Annotated in this window: 12 protein-coding genes, 2 tRNA genes and 2 rRNA genes; 10 read left to right on the top strand and 6 right to left on the bottom strand. The window is 45.5% G+C overall.

Going from position 1 to position 17,926, the window contains the following annotated elements; translation table 11 throughout:
- The first annotated feature begins 34 nt into the window (after positions 1–34).
- The 4 genes from sps_RS16085 to rrf all read left to right on the top strand — a co-directional run bounded on the left by sps_RS16085 (position 35) and on the right by rrf (position 3,921).
- Positions 35–111 (top strand) — tRNA-Ile (locus sps_RS16085).
- Between the two features lie 137 nt (positions 112–248).
- A tRNA-Ala gene (locus sps_RS16080) sits at positions 249–324 on the top strand.
- A gap of 350 nt (positions 325–674) precedes the next feature.
- A 23S ribosomal RNA gene (locus tag sps_RS16075) occupies positions 675–3,579 on the top strand.
- Between the two features lie 226 nt (positions 3,580–3,805).
- Positions 3,806–3,921 (top strand): 5S ribosomal RNA (gene rrf / locus sps_RS16070).
- Positions 3,922–4,227: 306 nt separating this feature from the next.
- On the opposite strand, the gene sps_RS16065 is transcribed toward rrf, so the two are convergent.
- On the bottom strand, positions 4,228–5,670 hold the full coding sequence (locus sps_RS16065; RefSeq protein WP_077753449.1) for a phosphomannomutase: 1,443 nt from the start codon (positions 5,668–5,670) through the stop codon (positions 4,228–4,230).
- A gap of 126 nt (positions 5,671–5,796) precedes the next feature.
- Positions 5,797–7,236 carry a mannose-1-phosphate guanylyltransferase/mannose-6-phosphate isomerase gene (locus tag sps_RS16060; protein WP_077753448.1) on the bottom strand — a complete coding sequence of 480 codons (1,440 nt, stop codon included), beginning with the start codon at positions 7,234–7,236 and terminating at the stop codon, positions 5,797–5,799.
- A 388-nt stretch (positions 7,237–7,624) separates the two neighbouring features.
- Here sps_RS16060 and sps_RS16055 point away from each other — a divergent pair, with 388 nt between their 5' ends.
- On the top strand, positions 7,625–8,071 hold the full coding sequence (locus tag sps_RS16055) for a hypothetical protein (RefSeq protein ID WP_077753447.1): 447 nt from the start codon (positions 7,625–7,627) through the stop codon (positions 8,069–8,071).
- Between the two features lie 175 nt (positions 8,072–8,246).
- Here sps_RS16055 and sps_RS16050 read toward each other — a convergent pair whose 3' ends face one another.
- The gene (locus tag sps_RS16050; protein ID WP_077755725.1) at positions 8,247–9,836 is read right to left on the bottom strand and encodes a BamA/TamA family outer membrane protein; all 1,590 of its coding nucleotides are present in this window, start codon (positions 9,834–9,836) and stop codon (positions 8,247–8,249) included.
- A 386-nt stretch (positions 9,837–10,222) separates the two neighbouring features.
- Complete coding sequence (locus sps_RS16045; RefSeq protein ID WP_077753446.1) at positions 10,223–11,443, bottom strand: threonine/serine exporter family protein; 1,221 nt, start codon at positions 11,441–11,443, stop codon at positions 10,223–10,225.
- Positions 11,444–11,604: 161 nt separating this feature from the next.
- On the opposite strand from sps_RS16045, the gene sps_RS16040 reads away from it, so the two are divergent.
- From sps_RS16040 to sps_RS16030, 3 genes are all read left to right on the top strand, one after another.
- A complete protein-coding gene (locus sps_RS16040; protein ID WP_077753445.1) occupies positions 11,605–12,018 on the top strand; it encodes an MAPEG family protein in 414 nt (137 codons plus the stop codon).
- A gap of 248 nt (positions 12,019–12,266) precedes the next feature.
- Positions 12,267–14,567, top strand: coding sequence for a YgiQ family radical SAM protein (locus tag sps_RS16035; RefSeq protein ID WP_077753444.1), 2,301 nt, complete (start codon positions 12,267–12,269; stop codon positions 14,565–14,567).
- Positions 14,568–14,650: 83 nt separating this feature from the next.
- Positions 14,651–14,998, top strand: a complete 348-nt coding sequence (locus sps_RS16030; protein ID WP_077753443.1) for a YkvA family protein — start codon at positions 14,651–14,653, stop codon at positions 14,996–14,998.
- Here sps_RS16030 and sps_RS16025 read toward each other — a convergent pair.
- Positions 14,995–15,936: a cysteine hydrolase family protein gene (locus tag sps_RS16025; protein ID WP_077753442.1), complete on the bottom strand. Its 942-nt coding sequence runs from the start codon at positions 15,934–15,936 to the stop codon at positions 14,995–14,997. The genes sps_RS16030 and sps_RS16025 overlap by 4 nt on opposite strands.
- 89 nt (positions 15,937–16,025) lie before the next feature.
- Between sps_RS16025 and sps_RS16020 the strand changes: the two genes are divergently transcribed.
- Positions 16,026–16,943: a LysR family transcriptional regulator gene (locus sps_RS16020; protein ID WP_237157854.1), complete on the top strand. Its 918-nt coding sequence runs from the start codon at positions 16,026–16,028 to the stop codon at positions 16,941–16,943.
- Positions 16,944–17,039: 96 nt separating this feature from the next.
- Positions 17,040–17,630, top strand: coding sequence for a hypothetical protein (locus sps_RS16015; RefSeq protein WP_077753441.1), 591 nt, complete (start codon positions 17,040–17,042; stop codon positions 17,628–17,630).
- A 22-nt stretch (positions 17,631–17,652) separates the two neighbouring features.
- Here the strand turns inward: sps_RS16015 and sps_RS28520 are convergent, their stop codons facing one another.
- Entirely contained in the window at positions 17,653–17,805 is a 153-nt protein-coding gene (locus sps_RS28520; protein ID WP_169915791.1) for a hypothetical protein, read from the bottom strand.
- Positions 17,806–17,926 lie beyond the last annotated feature (121 nt).

Raw genomic sequence — 17,926 nt, 5'->3', positions numbered from 1 at the left:
ATTACTTGATAGAAAGAAAGAGCAAAAATACGTTGGGTCTGTAGCTCAGCTGGTTAGAGCGCACCCCTGATAAGGGTGAGGTCGGTGGTTCAAGTCCACTCTGACCCACCAAATCTTTATCTACTCTGCGTTAAATTAATACTCGTTTAGTTCACTAAACGTCGCATTAATTTGCCTTGATTAGATTACGATTTGGCTTTGCCAAAATTGTTTGGTATTAACGTATATTTGTTTGACTGCATGTAAATGGGGCTATAGCTCAGCTGGGAGAGCGCCTGCCTTGCACGCAGGAGGTCTGCGGTTCGATCCCGCATAGCTCCACCATTTACTTACTTTTTTGCTGAAATAGTAAGTCATGCATTGGATAGAGATGCCAAAGATAAATGCAAAATTTATCTTTGGCTTTTTTAAGCCCGTTCTTTAAAAATTTGGAAAGCTGATAGTGTTAATGCGAAAGGGACTATTGTGAAAGCGACGTCGTAAGATGAAGTGATAGCAGTGGTTAATAGCATTAGCGCGAAAAATAAATAATTGAGTTCTCAAACACTTAAATCAAGTGCCGACTCATTCATTATAGATTCTTGTAAGAAAAGGTCTTTAACGATTGAGTCATGAGTATTCTTTTGGCGAAAGTAAACACCATTAGTTGCGATACAGTCCTATGTGGGTTGTATGGTTAAGTGACTAAGCGTATACGGTGGATGCCTTGGCAGTCAGAGGCGATGAAGGACGTAGTAACTTGCGAAAAGCGTTGGCGAGCTAGTAACAAGCATTTGAGCTAACGATGTCCGAATGGGGAAACCCACTCACATAAGTGAGTATCACATACTGAATACATAGGTATGTGAGGCAAACCCGGGGAACTGAAACATCTAAGTACCCGGAGGAAAAGAAATCAACCGAGATTCCCCTAGTAGCGGCGAGCGAACGGGGATTAGCCCTTAAGTCTATAGGGTGTTAGTGGAATGAGTTGGAAAGCTCAGCGGCACAGGGTGATAGCCCCGTACATGAAAACTAACTATAGATGAAAACGAGTAGGACGGGACACGTGACATCTTGTCTGAACATGGGGGGACCATCCTCCAAGGCTAAATACTCCTGACTGACCGATAGTGAACCAGTACCGTGAGGGAAAGGCGAAAAGAACCCCTGTGAGGGGAGTGAAATAGAACCTGAAACCGTATACGTACAAGCAGTGGGAGCGGTTCTTGAGACCGTGACTGCGTACCTTTTGTATAATGGGTCAGCGACTTACATTTTGTAGCGAGGTTAAGCGAATAGCGGAGCCGTAGGGAAACCGAGTGTTAACTGCGCGTTTAGTTGCAAGGTGTAGACCCGAAACCCGGTGATCTATCCATGGGCAGGTTGAAGGTTGAGTAACATCAACTGGAGGACCGAACCGACTTATGTTGAAAAATGAGCGGATGACTTGTGGATGGGGGTGAAAGGCCAATCAAACCGGGAGATATCTGGTTCTCCTCGAAAGCTATTTAGGTAGCGCCTCGAGCGAATACCATTGGGGGTAGAGCACTGTTAAGGCTAGGGGGTCATCCCGACTTACCAACCCTTTGCAAACTCCGAATACCAATGAGTACTACTCGGGAGACACACGGCGGGTGCTAACGTCCGTCGTGAAAAGGGAAACAACCCAGACCATCAGCTAAGGTCCCAAAGTTATTGCTAAGTGGGAAACGATGTGGGAAGGCTTAGACAGCTAGGAAGTTGGCTTAGAAGCAGCCATCTTTTAAAGAAAGCGTAATAGCTCACTAGTCGAGTCGGCCTGCGCGGAAGATTTAACGGGGCTAAGCAATACACCGAAGCTATGGGTACTAGTGCTTGCACTAGTGCGGTAGAGGAGCGTTCTGTAAGCCGTTGAAGGGAAAGGGGTAACCCATCCTGGAGGTATCAGAAGTGCGAATGCTGACATGAGTAACGATAAAGGGAGTGAAAAACTCCCTCGCCGAAAGACCAAGGTTTCCTGTCCAATGTTAATCAGGGCAGGGTAAGTCGACCCCTAAGGTGAGGCCGAAAGGCGTAATCGATGGGAAACAGGTTAATATTCCTGTACTTCTGCTAACTGCGATGGAGAGACGGAGAAGGCTAGGCTAGCGCGGCGTTGGTTGTCCGCGTTTAAGGTTGTAGGTTGTATTCTTAGGCAAATCCGGGAATACGCATTAAATTGCAAGACTGAGGACTGATGACGAGACCCTAAGGGGTTGAAGTAGTTGATGCCATGCTTCCAGGAAAATCTTCTAAGCTTCAGGTTAGTAGGAATCGTACCCCAAACCGACACAGGTGGTTGGGTAGAGAATACCAAGGCGCTTGAGAGAACTCGGCTGAAGGAACTAGGCAAAATGGTACCGTAACTTCGGGAGAAGGTACGCTGCCGGCGGTGATGGGACTTGCTCCTTAAGCTGCTGGCAGTCGCAGATACCAGGTGGCTGCAACTGTTTATCAAAAACACAGTACTGTGCAAACTCGCAAGAGGAAGTATACGGTATGACGCCTGCCCGGTGCCGGAAGGTTAATTGATTGGGTTATCTTCGGAGAAGCTCATGATCGAAGCCCCGGTAAACGGCGGCCGTAACTATAACGGTCCTAAGGTAGCGAAATTCCTTGTCGGGTAAGTTCCGACCTGCACGAATGGCGTAATGATGGCCACGCTGTCTCCAGCCGAGACTCAGTGAAGTTGAAATTGCGGTGAAGATGCCGTATACCCGCGGCTAGACGGAAAGACCCCGTGCACCTTTACTATAGCTTGGCACTGAACATTGAACCTACATGTGTAGGATAGGTGGGAGACTTTGAAGTTGGGACGCTAGTTCTGATGGAGTCAACCTTGAAATACCACCCTTGTAGTTTTGATGTTCTAACTCTGGCCCCTGAATCGGGGTTGAGGACAGTGCCTGGTGGGTAGTTTGACTGGGGCGGTCTCCTCCCAAAGAGTAACGGAGGAGCACGAAGGTTGGCTAAGTACGGTCGGACATCGTACGGTTAGTGCAATGGCATAAGCCAGCTTAACTGCGAGACATACACGTCGAGCAGGTACGAAAGTAGGTCATAGTGATCCGGTGGTTCTGTATGGAAGGGCCATCGCTCAACGGATAAAAGGTACGCCGGGGATAACAGGCTGATACCGCCCAAGAGTTCATATCGACGGCGGTGTTTGGCACCTCGATGTCGGCTCATCACATCCTGGGGCTGAAGTCGGTCCCAAGGGTATGGCTGTTCGCCATTTAAAGTGGTACGCGAGCTGGGTTCAGAACGTCGTGAGACAGTTCGGTCCCTATCTGCCGTGGGCGTTGGATGATTGAAGGAAGCTGCTCCTAGTACGAGAGGACCGGAGTGGACGAACCGCTGGTGTTCGGGTTGTTATGCCAATAGCATTGCCCGGTAGCTACGTTCGGAATCGATAACCGCTGAAAGCATCTAAGCGGGAAGCGAGTCCTAAGATGAGTCATCCCTAGGAATTTAATTCCTCTAAAGAGCCGTTCGAGACTAGGACGTTGATAGGCAGGGTGTGTAAGCGTTGTGAGGCGTTGAGCTAACCTGTACTAATGACTCGTGAGGCTTAACCATACAACCCAGATGGGTTTGTAGCGTTAATGTTGATTACTTTACAAGCACAAAAGAATACGAACTTGATTTAAGTTGGTCATAAAATGCTTCTGTATTTATGACATAGAGTGCATCCGTGTACTAGACCCAATTATTTAACGCTATTTAGATGATTTCTGAATAGCCAGCTTTCTAAATTCTTTTACCTTTAGCTTTTTTTAAAAGCTGAAAGTAATCGCCAAATTAGTCTGGAAACCATAGCATTGTGGCCCCACCTGACCCCATCTCGAACTCAGAAGTGAAACACAATTGCGCCGATGGTAGTGTGGGGTCTCCCCATGTGAGAGTAGGTCATTTCCAGGCGCCTAATTAAGTAGAGAAGCCACCTGAATAAGGTGGCTTTTTTGCGTCTGGGGCTTTGTAAAATTATTAACTTTACGCCTCGAATTTACCTGTGCTGATAACAGGTGGCTTATCCACTTAAGCACGTACGTGCAATGGCGACTCCCGATGTCGCCGCGTCGCTGAGCGGGCTCTCCCGCTACGAAACGAAGTTTCTCCGCGTTCAATTAGGGCTGAATACTGCGTATTCAAAGCGTCGTAATTTCACCCCCATGTGCCCACTTCGTGGATCGAGTAGGTCATTTTAAGGCGCTAATCGATATAAGTTTATTGGGATAAGAGATCTATAAATCCATCGACTGTGATCTTGTCTAAGCATTTGTTTACTATAGATTTTGCCATGTATACGGAATCAGCCTCGGCGTAACACCTGAGTTCGGGGGCATTTCCTGAGGGGCGTAGGTGAATAATTCTGCTGTCTTTGAGCGTCATTCGTAAACCATCGGTGTAATCAAGGCTTCGAATTAATACTTCTTTAAATCCTAAGGCCTTGAGTAGCTGGTTCGGTTTTTCTTGGCCTAGGCTCAGAATGATTTGGCTACGATCCGTGGCGAAGTTTTTTATACGGTCGCTGTATGTCACTCTTTTGGGGAGGGAGTCGACTAAGGCTGAAATAGTGTCATGCTTAGATCCTGAAAATAGCATTAATGTAGGTAAGACGGCATCTCGAGTTGGCAGTGCTTTAATTGTATGTTGCTCGAATCTTACATCGCTGCCTAACAAGAAGCCCCCATTAGCTTCAAAGCCTGCAATTGTTTCATAGTTTTTTGCCAGAGCAGAAAATTCAGCAATGACATAGGGTGAACCAATTTTTGTTCGCTTCACATGGGAGAAATATGCGCTGCTTTCTATGGCCGTATTGCTATTTACTGGTATTGCGAGCGCTTTAATATGCAGTGCATTAGCACAGATCAAGCCTAAAATATCACCTCGTAGCCAAGTGCCATTCTCATCGGCAACGAGAGGGCGGTCGCCATCACCATCGGTAGAGAATATGGCATCGAGAGAATATTGCTCAGACCAGAGTTGAGCTTTTGCTATGTCCTCATCGGATACAGCCTCTGTATCGATTGGTACAAATTTATCGCTTCGTTCTAAAGAGATAATCTCGGCCCCCAGGGCCGAGAATATCTCAAAATATAAATCACGCCCCGAGCTGGAGTGTTCATAAATACCAATGCGCTTGCCTGCGAGAAACGAAGTATCGAACAATGATGTGTAACGTTGAATATAAAGCCTGGCAGCACGCGGATTAACAGCAAGGTTGGGGATGTCATCTATGGGAGAAAATTCTGCCTTAGTACATAGTATCTCTTGTTCATCAGACTTACTGATCTCTCCATCAGGGAGATAAAATTTTAAGCCGTTACGGTCAAATGGGATGTGACTTCCAGTAACCATGATACAAGGCATATTATCTTGCATGGCTGTATATGCTAGTGCGGGAGTGGGGAGTACTCCATAATAGATAGCTTCGATTCCCAGCTGTTCTAACGCCTTGGCACAGGCCATCGCCATTCGAAAACTACTTGGGCGGTTATCCATTGCGATGGCAACATGCTTGATATTGGAGTTTTTCAGCTGAATAGCGACAAATGCATGGGTAAAAGCTGCACAAACCTCATTGGTAAACAGAGAGACTAGCCCACGAGCACCGCTGGTGCCGAAGGCTATACCACTAGTCTTAATCACATCTGAACTTAATAACATCTAAAATCCTATAGATGGGAGTGTTCGCTCCGCAACGAAAATAACAAGACTATATCGGCATGGTAAATAAGGCTATTTAGCTTCAGTCTTCGATGTTCAAATATTGATGCTAGATAAACCTGATATCTACACTTGCTCATCTTTGCGACCGTAGCGATCCTCAAGGCGTACAATATCATCTTCACCAAGATAGGAACCTGATTGCACTTCGATAAGTTCCAACGGGATTTTACCCGGGTTTTCAAGTGAGTGGATAGTGCCAATGGGTATGTATGTGGACTGGTTTTCAGTCAATAAGATTTGTTGTTCACCGTTGGTTACTTTTGCTGTGCCGGAAACAACGATCCAATGTTCGGCTCTATGGTGATGCATCTGAACAGAGAGCTTTGCGCCTGGGTTTACCGTGATATGTTTCACCTGAAAACGCTCACCATAGTCTATGGAGTCATATTTGCCCCAGGGGCGATATACTTCACGGTGGTGCTGCCATTCACTGCGCCGATTTTCTTTTAATTGTTCAACAATTTTTTTTACTTGCTGAACTTCTGTCTGTTTTGAAACTAAGATTGCATCTTTTGTTTCAACGATTATCACATCTTCTAATCCTATGGTTGCTACTAGTTTATCGGTAGCATGAACATAGGAGTTACTGGTATCTATGCTAATCACATCGCCCTGGAAGGCATTGCCGTTACTGTCCTTATCCTTCACTTCCCAAAGTGCAGACCAGCTACCTACGTCACTCCATCCGCAATCCATAGGAACGACCACAACTTTATCCGAGCCCTTAGTACTGCACAGAGGCTCCATCACTGCGTAATCGATAGAATTATCCGGGCATGCTTCAAAGGCGGCCTTATCCACCCGTAAGAAGTCGAGGTCTTGTGCTGTATTGGAGATAGCCTGTTCGCATGCGGCATAGATCTCTGGGCAGTGAGTCTTAAGCTCGTCTAAATAACGACTGGCTTTAAAAAGGAACATTCCACTGTTCCAATAGTAGTTTTTGTTATCCAGATAGGTTTGAGCCGTTATTAGGTTGGGTTTCTCCACAAACTCAGCGACACAATAGCCTTCGCCGTTCCCGCAGGTCTCACCGCGTTTTATGTAGCCATAGCCTGTTTCAGGTGCTGTAGGCACAATACCGAAAGTAACCAGCTTACCTGCCTGAGCAAACTCTGTGGCCGTTTTAACTGACTGACGAAAGGCTTGTTCATTTTTAATTAGGTGATCGGCAGCTAATACCAACAATAAGGGGTCATTATTATTTCTAACAGCCATTAATGCTGCAAGGGCAATCGCCGGAGCCGTGTTACGCCCTACAGGCTCTAGAATAATCCCGCTATTGGGTATTTTGTTGGCTCGAAACTGCTCAGCTACCGAAAATCTATGCTCTTCATTACAGATCACCATGGCTGGGGCATGTTCGATCCCCTGAAGGCGCATAGCCGTGCTTTGCAGCATAGAGCTATCACCGCTTAAGCTTAGAAATTGTTTGGGGAACATCTGTCGCGACATGGGCCAGAGTCGTGATCCTGCTCCGCCAGCCATTATTACAGGTAAAATCATTTTTTCTCCGAAAATAACAATTAAATCTGTTTAATTAGAGTCACATGTTAAATTTATTATAGTTGTAACATTTTTTTTTTGCATGATTATTTTCATTTTTCTCACTTAATATCTTATTAAGTGAGAAGCCGTAGTGATTAATGTACCGTTCGGTTCACTCAGCTTTAAGTTTATATTAATTAGAAATGAATAATATAGGGGTCTACATATGCTTTATTTTATGGGTAAAGTAATGACACCTTGGTTTTCTAATCGGTCCCCAATGAATAAGTGTTTACTGGTCTATATTCTTGCTCTTGCTGTCATAGGTTGTGTGTCTGATTCAAGTTAAGAGTCGGCGTCTAAGGTGATTATCCATGATCATGTATTCGAGTCCGAGGAGGTGAATATGTTTCAGCGTTTTTCGGCCGACTCAGCCAATACGCTAGAGTTTAATGAATTGAGGTATTTTACTCTTAGAGCTGATGCTGGTTTCTATTTATATAAGCCTGTCAACGTTGAAGGAAATGGACACCTTTCTCTATTGAATGAGGATACAATTCGAGTCAAAAATAAGCTGATCCATGAGTTGAATGCTAAAGATATGTCTGAGCGAACTTTGACGATTTTCGATAATGATTTCTATACCGGTGATTATGTTGCCGATATCTCAAGTGATGCGGAGTTGTATCAGGGTCTTGAGGTAGAGTTGAGCACCTACTATAAAAATAATCTCAGCGTGTTTATGAAAGTAAATCTATCGAGGTCTTTTCTTAATGATGCCACTTCCGATGGCTTATTGCTAAAAGATGCCCGCTCGGTATGGTCCGAGGCAATCGAACAAACTGGATTTTAATTTTATTATCTCTTCAGAAGGTTAACAGATTAGGTTTTTCGGCAAACAGAAGTTCACACTCACTTCTGCCTGAGGTAGTAGTTGGCGATGAGGCTAAGATATTGTGAATGAACTAAATTATTTTAGTGGAGTATGGAACATAGCTTGCCAGATGATGAGCCTTTATACATTTTCTTTAAAATCGGTTTCTTACCTGAAAGCGCCATTCCCAGCTGTTAACCTCTACGCCTGAGGTGAAAGGGAAGCTGAAGTCTATGTGGGCCACATTGCCGTAACTCGAGCGAGATGAATAGATTCTCGCGCCTACTCCTATGCTTCCTATTGGACCCGATATTTCATTATTTTCATCGGGCCCGCCATAGGCCTGACCTACATCGACAAAAGCAGCCCAGCCGAGTTCGGCGAGTTGATATAAGTTAATATTTGGGTAGTTGCGGATCTCTGTGGTAAATAACCATTGGTTATCACCATGTTGGTAATCGTTAGGGTAGCCACGTATACCCGTGTCGTCACCTAAGGCAAAGGTTTTATCTAGATAGTTATTCCTAGATTTACTTAGCCTAGTCTTAACGTAAGCCGTCCATTTAGGACTTATCTGATGGAAGTATTCCGCGCTCAAGTTTACCTTGTAGAAGTCTTTTTGGCTGGTAGAAAATGCTCCTTCACCGTCAAAGCCCAGTAGGAGAAGCTCTGTATCGGCCTGATAGCCACGAGTGGTTTTCCAGTTCAGGTGGTATCCAACCGGGCTGCTGTCAGAAATATCTTGGGTCTCTAGGCCTAATTTAAAGTAATGGTGCCAACCTAGATTAAAGTCTTCGTTATAGTTGATGAGGTGGATATTGTTTAGCACCTTGAAGTCATCTTGCAAAAACTCATAGGCGAGCCAGGGATAGAGAAAGTCCCTGTCTTGGGGGAGAGCTGAGTCGGGATATTGCTCAACGTTGGCAAATTGGCTTTTATCTTGGGTGATACCAGTGATAATGCGAGTTCGAGAGTTGTCGCTCTTACTCACCTGCCATCCATACATCACGTTATTAAAGTCATGTTGCTGTTCAAACTCGTTGATGTCGATGCCATTTTGTCTAAGGGTATCGACCCTGAGATCATCGCTGTACATGGCCGAATACATGTCTTGGGTATCTAAGGTATAAAAGGGTTTGTTGAAGTAAAACTGTGTCGCCTCTCCGTCGCTATTATCTTGATAGTTGAAGGCGACTTTTGAGTGCTTGATAAAACTATCCAGTGGTGCTTCCAGTGAGATTTTATAGCCGCTTCTATCGGCGTCAGATTTGTACTTAACCCGGGTACGTATACCGTAGCCAAGTAAGTTATCTTCTTTAATGCCTATGGAGTACTTACTCTCTCCGCCGCTATGACTCAGGCTAAGAGTCGGTAACAGCGACCAGTTATCCCAAGTCTCTACCAGGAGTGTATCTCCCTCTTCGGTAATATCGGAATCGGGTGCTTTTTCTACCAAGCTAACTTTTGCATCGCGTATGTAGGGCTCATATCTCAATAGACGTTGAGCCTCATCGAGATTTTTTTGGGTGATTCTGTCGCCGGTCGCTAAGCTTAATTTATTGATAATGGTGGCTTCACGGGTATTGATATGCAGGTAATTAGCCCAGCGATGGATAAAAAAGGCATCGGGATCTGACTCATCGAAGATAGGATTACTGGAGACCACAATTTTTCGAATAAGCTTCTTCTGGGTGAGTTTGGGGCTGGTGTCCTCTCGTTCAAAAGCTTCGCCGTCAGTCAGCATAGAAGGTTCATCTGATGATGTTTCAGTTAACGTCGAATCGTCTCCTCTGCTAGGCATGCTGGCCATAACGCAGAGAATAAACAGAGATAAATTAGACGTGTATCTCATCATATAGAAGCCTTTTATATTGTTTGAGTGTGTTTGAATATCCTAAATTAAATTTTTGGGCTACAAGTTAATAACACACGCCAGATAGGAGTTAGTCAAGGCTAAAGATAAAATATGTGGGTGATTTTACATAGTTAAAATGGTGAGTAATCCATGTGTAATCGGCATAGATGCTGGGTAGAACCTGAGCTTGGGGCTGGAACTTATGACTGGAATTTATCAGCGCTAAATGTTGTTTTTAACGCTGAGTATGGTTAGGAATCAGTGGCGACAGATTTCTAGAGCGTTCTTCGTGGAGGGACTGCGACGTTGGCGAAAATGAGTCCGGCGATTAGCGACATAAAGATCAGAAAAACCTGGGTGCCTATGTGTGATTGATTAAGCATGGTTTCACCTAAGATAAGCGTGTTGAGCCCGATGTAAGTTTTACTGCCGGGTACTAAGATCACTATGCCTTGCAGCAGGGCGATAGAAGCCGGTGCCTTCATCCATCGAGCAAATAAATTGGAATAGACACCAACGGCGAATGCACCGATGAATATACCAATGGAATCCCCGAGGTAGATGCCGCCTAGCATGGATGAGAAGAATGCGACTATACCGGCGAGTATTCCCCAAGGAGCATCCTTCATGCGGGCTTTAAAGATAATAACCAATGCCATAGAAAGAATCGGAACAGCTGACCAAATAGCCCATTTAGGTAAAGGGGCTGGCTCGAAACTAATGGCATCGCCGAAGATAGCTGAGCCGACAACCATGCCCAATATCACGCCGAAATAGAGTTTAAACAGCAACATGAAGGCATCCATGATGCGTGCGGTACCTGAAATAAGATCTCTGGCGGCAAGCTCAGCCATGCCTAATGTCAGCGCAAGTCCGGGGATAAAGATGATGATGCCCGAGAGGATCACCACGGGAATATTAATACTTGGGTCGAAATGGGAGATAGCAGTGGCTGATATGGCACAGAGAATGGCCGCTAAGGGTTCAAGCATCTCGGCCATACGTTTGGAATGCTCGGCACGGTAAACCAAACCATAAACCATTAAGCCCAGTAGTGCAGACCAGAATACATCACTCCAACTGGTGCCCATTAACATAGCAAAGGCTCCTGCGGAGCTGCCAAATGCAAGTAAAGTGAGCTTATTGCTGTAAGGATTAGGCTTGTTGGCTATCTCTTCTAGACGTTCCAAAGCTTCAGTTAGGGTGCGTTTACCTGAAACCAGCTCTTCGACGAGCTCGTCGGTACGAGCCAAAGAGCCAAGGTCTAACTCGCCGGGGTTGACGCGTGCGACATGATTATACTCTTGATCGGTATCGTGTTGCAGCACAAATGTCATGGCTGTGGGGGATATCAGAAAGTATCCCTCTAGCCCGAGTAGATTTGAAACGGCTTGCAGATGGGCTTCTAGCCGATAAGCTGGCGTACCGAATTTATGTAACGATTTTCCTAACTTGATGATAAAACGTCGTTTCTCAAGAAATTCTTCGTTGTCCACTAGCGAGGTCCATTTGTGATTTAGATATTGGGGTCTTCAGGCGAGCGCATATTAACCTAATTTGTGGAAAAAAGGTTAATCGACTGGAAAATATTTACTTAGGTTCAATTAGTTGTAATGCTGGTTTATTAAAATCAATAGTGCAAGTAAAAGGATGACATATGTCTGTGGTTATTTCGGGTCTGTATATCAGTTTAACGGCGATATTAGTGGTGGCATTGGCCATGCGGGTAGTCAAGTTACGCCGCAAACATAAGATAGGCCTAGGTAGTGCAGACAATAAAGCGCTTGAGCTCGCGACCCGAGTTCATGCTAACTTAGTTGAGAATGCGCCTATTGCTATGATCTTACTGCTGCTGGCGGAATTGAACGATCTCTCTGGCATCTATCTACACCTGCTCGGAATCGTCTGGATCATAGGTCGTATCTTACATGCAGTTGGCTTGACCCAAGGCAAAGGTGGTTATCATCTTGGGCGGTTCTGGGGCGGGCTACTCAGTTGGTCAGTCATTTTGATCTTAGCCATTTTTAATATCACTCACTTTGTTCTGGACTCAATGGGTTACTTGGTTTAGTTAAAGGGTATGTAAGCTATTAGCCGAAATATCCATAATAAAAGGGCAAGTTCATGAGTAAAATACTGAGCTTGTCTATATCCTTACGGCTTTTAGGGTTACATAAATATTTCTACCTTAAGTTAGCTTTTCTTTACTTTTGTTTGTTTTTTGTTCGCCTAGATGGCGTGTCCCCTGCTATACTCCGCGTCCCGTTAGTGGGCGCGAATATTCTATTTTCACCGTTAGACAGCTAGGCTCTATTACTCATGCAAGTTGAATCCACCCTCTTTACTTATCCTAAATATCGTCCAGAGCAAACTAAGGCAGCGCCTTTCTTGCCAATGTCTCGTAAAGAGATGAAGAAATTAGGCTGGGATACCTGCGACATCATCATAGTCACAGGCGATGCCTATGTGGATCATCCTAGCTTCGGTATGGCAGTGATTGGCCGTATGCTCGAGTCTCAAGGTTTCAGGGTCGGTATTATCTCTCAACCTGACTGGTCTAATAAAGAAGACTTCATGAAACTGGGTAAGCCGAATCTCTATTTCGGAGTGACTTCGGGCAACATGGACTCGATGATCAACCGTTATACCGCCGAGCGTCGCATGCGTCATGATGATGCCTATACAGCTGGAAATATAGGGGGTAAGCGCCCCGATCGCGCCGTAACAGTCTATACCCAGAGGTGTAAGGAAGCTTACAAGCAAGTGCCTGTTGTCATAGGTGGTATAGAAGCTAGTTTGCGCCGCATGGCTCACTACGATTATTGGTCTGATAAGGTCCGCCGCAGTGTGATCTTAGACGCGAAAGCAGATATTCTGGCTTATGGTAATGCTGAGCGCCCTCTGGTTGAGATCTCCCATAGATTGGCTGCGGGTGAGTCGATAGCAGAACTGCACGATATTCGTGGTACCACAGTGATACGTAAAGAGCCACTCGCCGAATGGAAGGGCATGGATTCACGTAAGATAGATCAGCTGCATAAGATTGACCCTATTCCTAATCCCTACGGCGCCGATGATGTGGGTTGTAAAAACCTCTCCGGTCCGTCGGATGTGAAAATTTTTGATAACGAAGCTCCTAAAGCGATTAGCGTACAGGCTCCGAGGCCAAAACCTTGGGAGAAGACCTATGTCCTGCTACCTAGCTATGAAAAAGTCTCTGGCGATAAATATCTTTATGCTCATGCGTCTAGAATTTTGCACCAGGAACAGAACCCGGGCTGTGCCCGTGCGCTATTTCAGCGTCATGCCGAGCGAGCCATCTGGATAAATCCTCCTGCTTGGCCGCTAAGCACCGAAGAGATGGATGGTGTTTTTGGTCTCTCTTATCAGAGAGTACCTCATCCATCTTATGGCAGTGAGAAGATCCCTGCCTATGATATGATTAAGACCTCGATTAACATCATGCGTGGTTGTTTCGGTGGCTGTTCATTCTGTTCTATCACCGAACACGAAGGACGTATAATCCAAAGCCGTTCACAAGAGTCTATTGTGAAGGAGATTAAAGATATTCAGGACAAGGTGCCAGGTTTTACCGGAGTAATTTCAGACTTAGGTGGCCCTACGGCTAACATGTATCACTTAGGCTGTAAGAGTGAGAAAGCCGAGAAGACCTGTCGTCGTATCTCTTGTATTTTCCCTGACATTTGTGGCCATATGGATACCGATCATCAGCCGACGATCGATCTGTACCGCGCGGCGCGAGATGTGCCAGGCATTAAGAAAATCTTGATTGCGTCCGGGGTTCGTTATGATCTGGCATCTGAAGATCCACGCTACGTAAAAGAGCTGGCGACTCACCATGTTGGTGGCTACCTTAAAATTGCTCCAGAGCATACCGAGGATGGCCCGCTTAATAAGATGATGAAGCCGGGCATGGGCACCTATGAAAAGTTTAAGGAGTTGTTCGACAAATACTCCAAGGAAGCAGGTAAGAAGCAGTATCTTATCCCTTACTTTATCTCGGCACATCCGGGAACGACCAATGAAGATATGGTCAACCTGGCGCTATGGCTTAAAGGTGAGAAGTTCAAGCTAGATCAGGTGCAGAACTTCTATCCATCTCCGATGGCAAATGCGACCACCATTTATCATACCGGACTGAATTCACTGAAAAATGTAAAACACACCAGTGAACAGGTGACTGTGCCGAAGAAGGGCCGTCAGCGAAAATTACACAAGGCACTGCTGCGGTATCATGATGAAGCTGGTTGGCCTATGATCCGCGAAGCCCTAATTGAGATGGGTAGAGAGGAGCTTATAGGTAATAGCCCCAGCTGTCTGGTTCCGACCGAGTCCCGTCATGAACGTGAAGCCATGCGTAACAAGGGGAAGGACGGTGCTAAGAAAGCTAACAGTAATGCCTCTTCCGATGGCAAGAAGGCCTTTACCCGCTTCTCGGAAGATCAATTTGCCGACAGGAAGCCTAAGGGCAAGACTGGCAGCTCTTCAAAGAATCAGGACGGGAAGGCATCAGGTACGCAAGGGAGTAGTGCCAATAGCCAGAAGAAACGTCCGGCGAAAAAGAATGTCTGGGGTACCACACCTAAGCATCAAAGATAGCTCGCCTCGAGTCTGTTCTAGCTAAATAAGCTGAAATAAGGGAATATCATGGATATTCCCTTATTTGTATTTAAGAGTAAATGATGTCTGATAATTCAAACCATAGTGAAGCTGATGGTTATAGTGATGAAGGCTTCTGGCACAAGGTAAAACTGTTTGCCAAAAAAGCTGGCATGGAGGTAATAGATAAGGCTTTATGTCTTTACTATGCGGCCCAGCGACCAGACACGCCTAAGTGGGCCAAGACTGTGATCTTCGGTGCATTAGCCTATTTTATCGCGCCTATCGATGCTATTCCTGACTTAACGCCAGTGGTTGGCTTCTCAGATGATTTAGGTGCTCTGGCTGCAGCGCTTGCTATGGTGAGTATGTATATTGATGATTCGGTAAAAAGTCAGGCGGCAGAAAAGTCAGCCGCCTGGTTTGATTAACTATTTTCGATTAACCAGGCCTGGCTGGTCTTTATCTGCGCTCCGCCGAAGGTGAGGGATAGCAGGTTGGCCGCGACTATTTGTGCCCCACTGAAGCTATGTTCGCCGTATTCTAATGACGGTGCGGCAATTCCATCTTCGATGACTTCGCACTGATAGCCCTTATTAACTGCACTGCGACAGATTGTCTGCACGCAGGCCTGCGCCATAGCGCCGACGATAATCAGCTTATTAATGCCTAATTCAACCAAAGTCTGCTCCAGAGCCGTGTCGATAAAGCTATCTATCTGATGTTTAACTATCACAGGCTCACCCTCAATCGGTGAGACACTGCTTTCTATCTCTATGCCTGTGGTATTTGGGGCAAAGAAGGGCGCATTTTCATCTTCGAATATATGCTGAATATGAATCACGGGTAGCTGTTTAGCTCTAAAATGAGATAGCAAACTTTTTGCTTTCAGGGTGCTCCCAATTGGGCTTTCTAGCTCAAAGCGTCCACCTTGAAAGTAGTCATTTTGTAAGTCGACTAATACCAGTGCGGTGCGTTGCTCTTTGGCTAATGGCGCCTCAAGCTGAGTGAGTACACTGAAATCATCTTCTTCCAGATACCATTGGCCATCGTGGGCCAAGGTCCATAGTTCTTTACTGATAAAGCCGCTGGCGATATTCATCGACCAGTTGGCAGATAGGATAGCTTGTTTATCGTTGAGCACCTTGATCTCAACATTTCTATATACGAGTTCTCCAGGCTTACTTTCGGCAAAACCTAGCCAGAATTGGGCGATGGCCTCGAGACCGTCGAAACGACCGAAGGGCGAGACCTGCATCTTAGCTTCGGGGAAATAGCGGCCGATACAGGCTTGGGTGTCGCCACGATTGAAATCTGCTATCCACTCACGGCTAGCTTGCATTACGGATTGGCGTATTGATTGAGTCATCTTATTTCTCTCTATGGTTGGCTTGTGTCCCTATGCAAACCAGTCTATTGTGTTTTTAATTTATAATAATTAGCCTGAAGGTGAACTTAATGTTCATTAAAAATGAACAAAGGCGGCTGAGCTATCAGATGTTAGTGTTTGATGAGGTCGTCAATCGAGGCTCCTTTACTGCGGCTGCCGAAGCATTAGGCCATACCAAGTCTGCTGTGAGTCAGTATGTGAGTCAGCTTGAAACCGGGCTCGGGGTCCGCCTACTGAACCGCAGCACTCGCCAGCTCAATCTCACTGCTGCAGGGAAAAAACTGGCTAAACGCAGTGAGCAGCTGGTAGATCTGTTATCGGCGACTTTAGATGAGATGCAATCTCTCGAGCATGTTCCTACAGGTCGAGTGTCAATCACGGCGCCCCATGCTTTTGAAACTAGCTTGGTGACGCCCATAGTGGCAGAGCTTTGTAGCGAATATCCTAAGTTGACCCCAGAGCTAGTTTTTACCGATGAACGGCTGGATTTATTGGAGCATAAGCTAGATATTGCCATCTCAGTGGGGCCACAGAAAGACAGTAATTATCAAGCCATACCGATAGGAAAGTTAGATAGTATCTTGGTGGCTTCTCCGCGCTATTTAGCTCGAGTTGGTGAGATACGATCCGAGCACTTGAGCGAGCAAACTCTGGTGATCTTACCTTGGCAAAACGGGGCGACATTAAAGGCAAAGCAAGGGACTGAGATAAGTTATACCAGTGATCAGAGTTTGAGAGTTAATACCTCCATCAGCGCAATTAACAGCGTTAAGTCTGGAGTTGGAATAGGCCTGATACCGTCAATCTTCGTGCAAGATGAATTAGAAGCCGGCATGTTACAGCGGATATTACCTGAGTTTGAAGGAGAGGTGCGTGTCGTCTATGCGCTGCACTCTTATCAAAAGCAGCTCCCTCTGGTTATGCGTCGTTTTGTCGAACGGTTAAAGTTGGAATTTCAGCAGCAGCATAAGATGAGAATTAAATGATGGGCTATTAATGGTTGATCACCGAAGAAAAGAGCCCTTAAGTTAAAATTTATCTCGTTATGTTAGGCTGTCTAGCACAAATTGATGGAGATAATAATGAAAACAACAAAATACTCACAGCTTGCGCTTTTGTTAACTAGCACTTCACTGATTGCCTTGCCAGCTCTAGCCACTACATCTGAACAGGACGCCTTCTTCGATAGTATTGCAGCCCATTGTGGTAAGGCTTTTGAGGGAACAATTACTGCCGGTAACTCTGCCGATTCAGCTTTCAGTGGCAAGAAACTCATCATGCATGTACGTGAGTGCAGCGAGACTGAGCTTAAAGTACCGTTTCATGTGGGTGATGACCATTCACGTACCTGGGTGATCACTAAGACTCAATATGGCCTGCATTTAGCACATGATCATCGCCATAAAGATGGCAGTGAAGACAAGGTAACCATGTATGGTGGCATGACAGCGGATATGGGAAGTGCTACCGATCAGTCTTTTCCTGTCGATGCATATTCGATCAATAACTTCAGAGAAAATGGTTTAAATGTCTCAATAACAAATGTGTGGCATATGTACATTGAGCCAGAAGAGTTTACCTACCGTTTGACCCGTGAAGAGCGTGATTTCAGAGTCGATTTCGACTTGAGTAAGCCAGTTTCTTTGCCGCCAGCGCCATGGGGACACGAATAGTTAGCTTTTGAATGAAGACTGGTTACATTTTTTGTTTTAACTGCTCGTGGAATGAGTATTGGGTGGTGTGTTTGAAAGCCGTTCTTTCATTGTTATCTATCACCTGCAGTGGATTAATCTGCAGATACTTCTGGGAGACGCCACAAGTCCGTCCATGGAGGCTCTGCGATTTCATCCCTGAAATCGAAGCTCCCAGCCGTATCTACACTGGGTTATCTACCTCTTCGATTTGTGCTTAACGGTAACTCCCTGCCTAAACTTATAAGCAATTTTTTTGATTTGACATGCTCGTTTTC

Origin of the sequence: Shewanella psychrophila, assembly GCF_002005305.1 — a bacterium.
GTDB classification, from domain to species: Bacteria; Pseudomonadota; Gammaproteobacteria; order Enterobacterales; family Shewanellaceae; genus Shewanella; species Shewanella psychrophila.
This window is presented reverse-complemented; position numbering and strand designations above follow the sequence as displayed.

Coding starts and splice junctions, on each gene's coding strand:
- sps_RS16040 (WP_077753445.1), top strand. CDS start 11,605: ATGTCTGTGGTTATTTCGGGTCTGTATATCAGTTTAACGGCGATATTA.
- sps_RS16025 (WP_077753442.1), bottom strand. CDS start 15,936: ATGACTCAATCAATACGCCAATCCGTAATGCAAGCTAGCCGTGAGTGG.
- sps_RS16020 (WP_237157854.1), top strand. CDS start 16,026: ATGTTCATTAAAAATGAACAAAGGCGGCTGAGCTATCAGATGTTAGTG.
- sps_RS28520 (WP_169915791.1), bottom strand. CDS start 17,805: ATGAAATCGCAGAGCCTCCATGGACGGACTTGTGGCGTCTCCCAGAAG.
- sps_RS16060 (WP_077753448.1), bottom strand. CDS start 7,236: ATGATTTTACCTGTAATAATGGCTGGCGGAGCAGGATCACGACTCTGG.
- sps_RS16050 (WP_077755725.1), bottom strand. CDS start 9,836: ATGCTGACTGACGGCGAAGCTTTTGAACGAGAGGACACCAGCCCCAAA.
- sps_RS16065 (WP_077753449.1), bottom strand. CDS start 5,670: ATGTTATTAAGTTCAGATGTGATTAAGACTAGTGGTATAGCCTTCGGC.
- sps_RS16035 (WP_077753444.1), top strand. CDS start 12,267: ATGCAAGTTGAATCCACCCTCTTTACTTATCCTAAATATCGTCCAGAG.
- sps_RS16015 (WP_077753441.1), top strand. CDS start 17,040: ATGAAAACAACAAAATACTCACAGCTTGCGCTTTTGTTAACTAGCACT.
- sps_RS16055 (WP_077753447.1), top strand. CDS start 7,625: ATGTTTCAGCGTTTTTCGGCCGACTCAGCCAATACGCTAGAGTTTAAT.
- sps_RS16030 (WP_077753443.1), top strand. CDS start 14,651: ATGTCTGATAATTCAAACCATAGTGAAGCTGATGGTTATAGTGATGAA.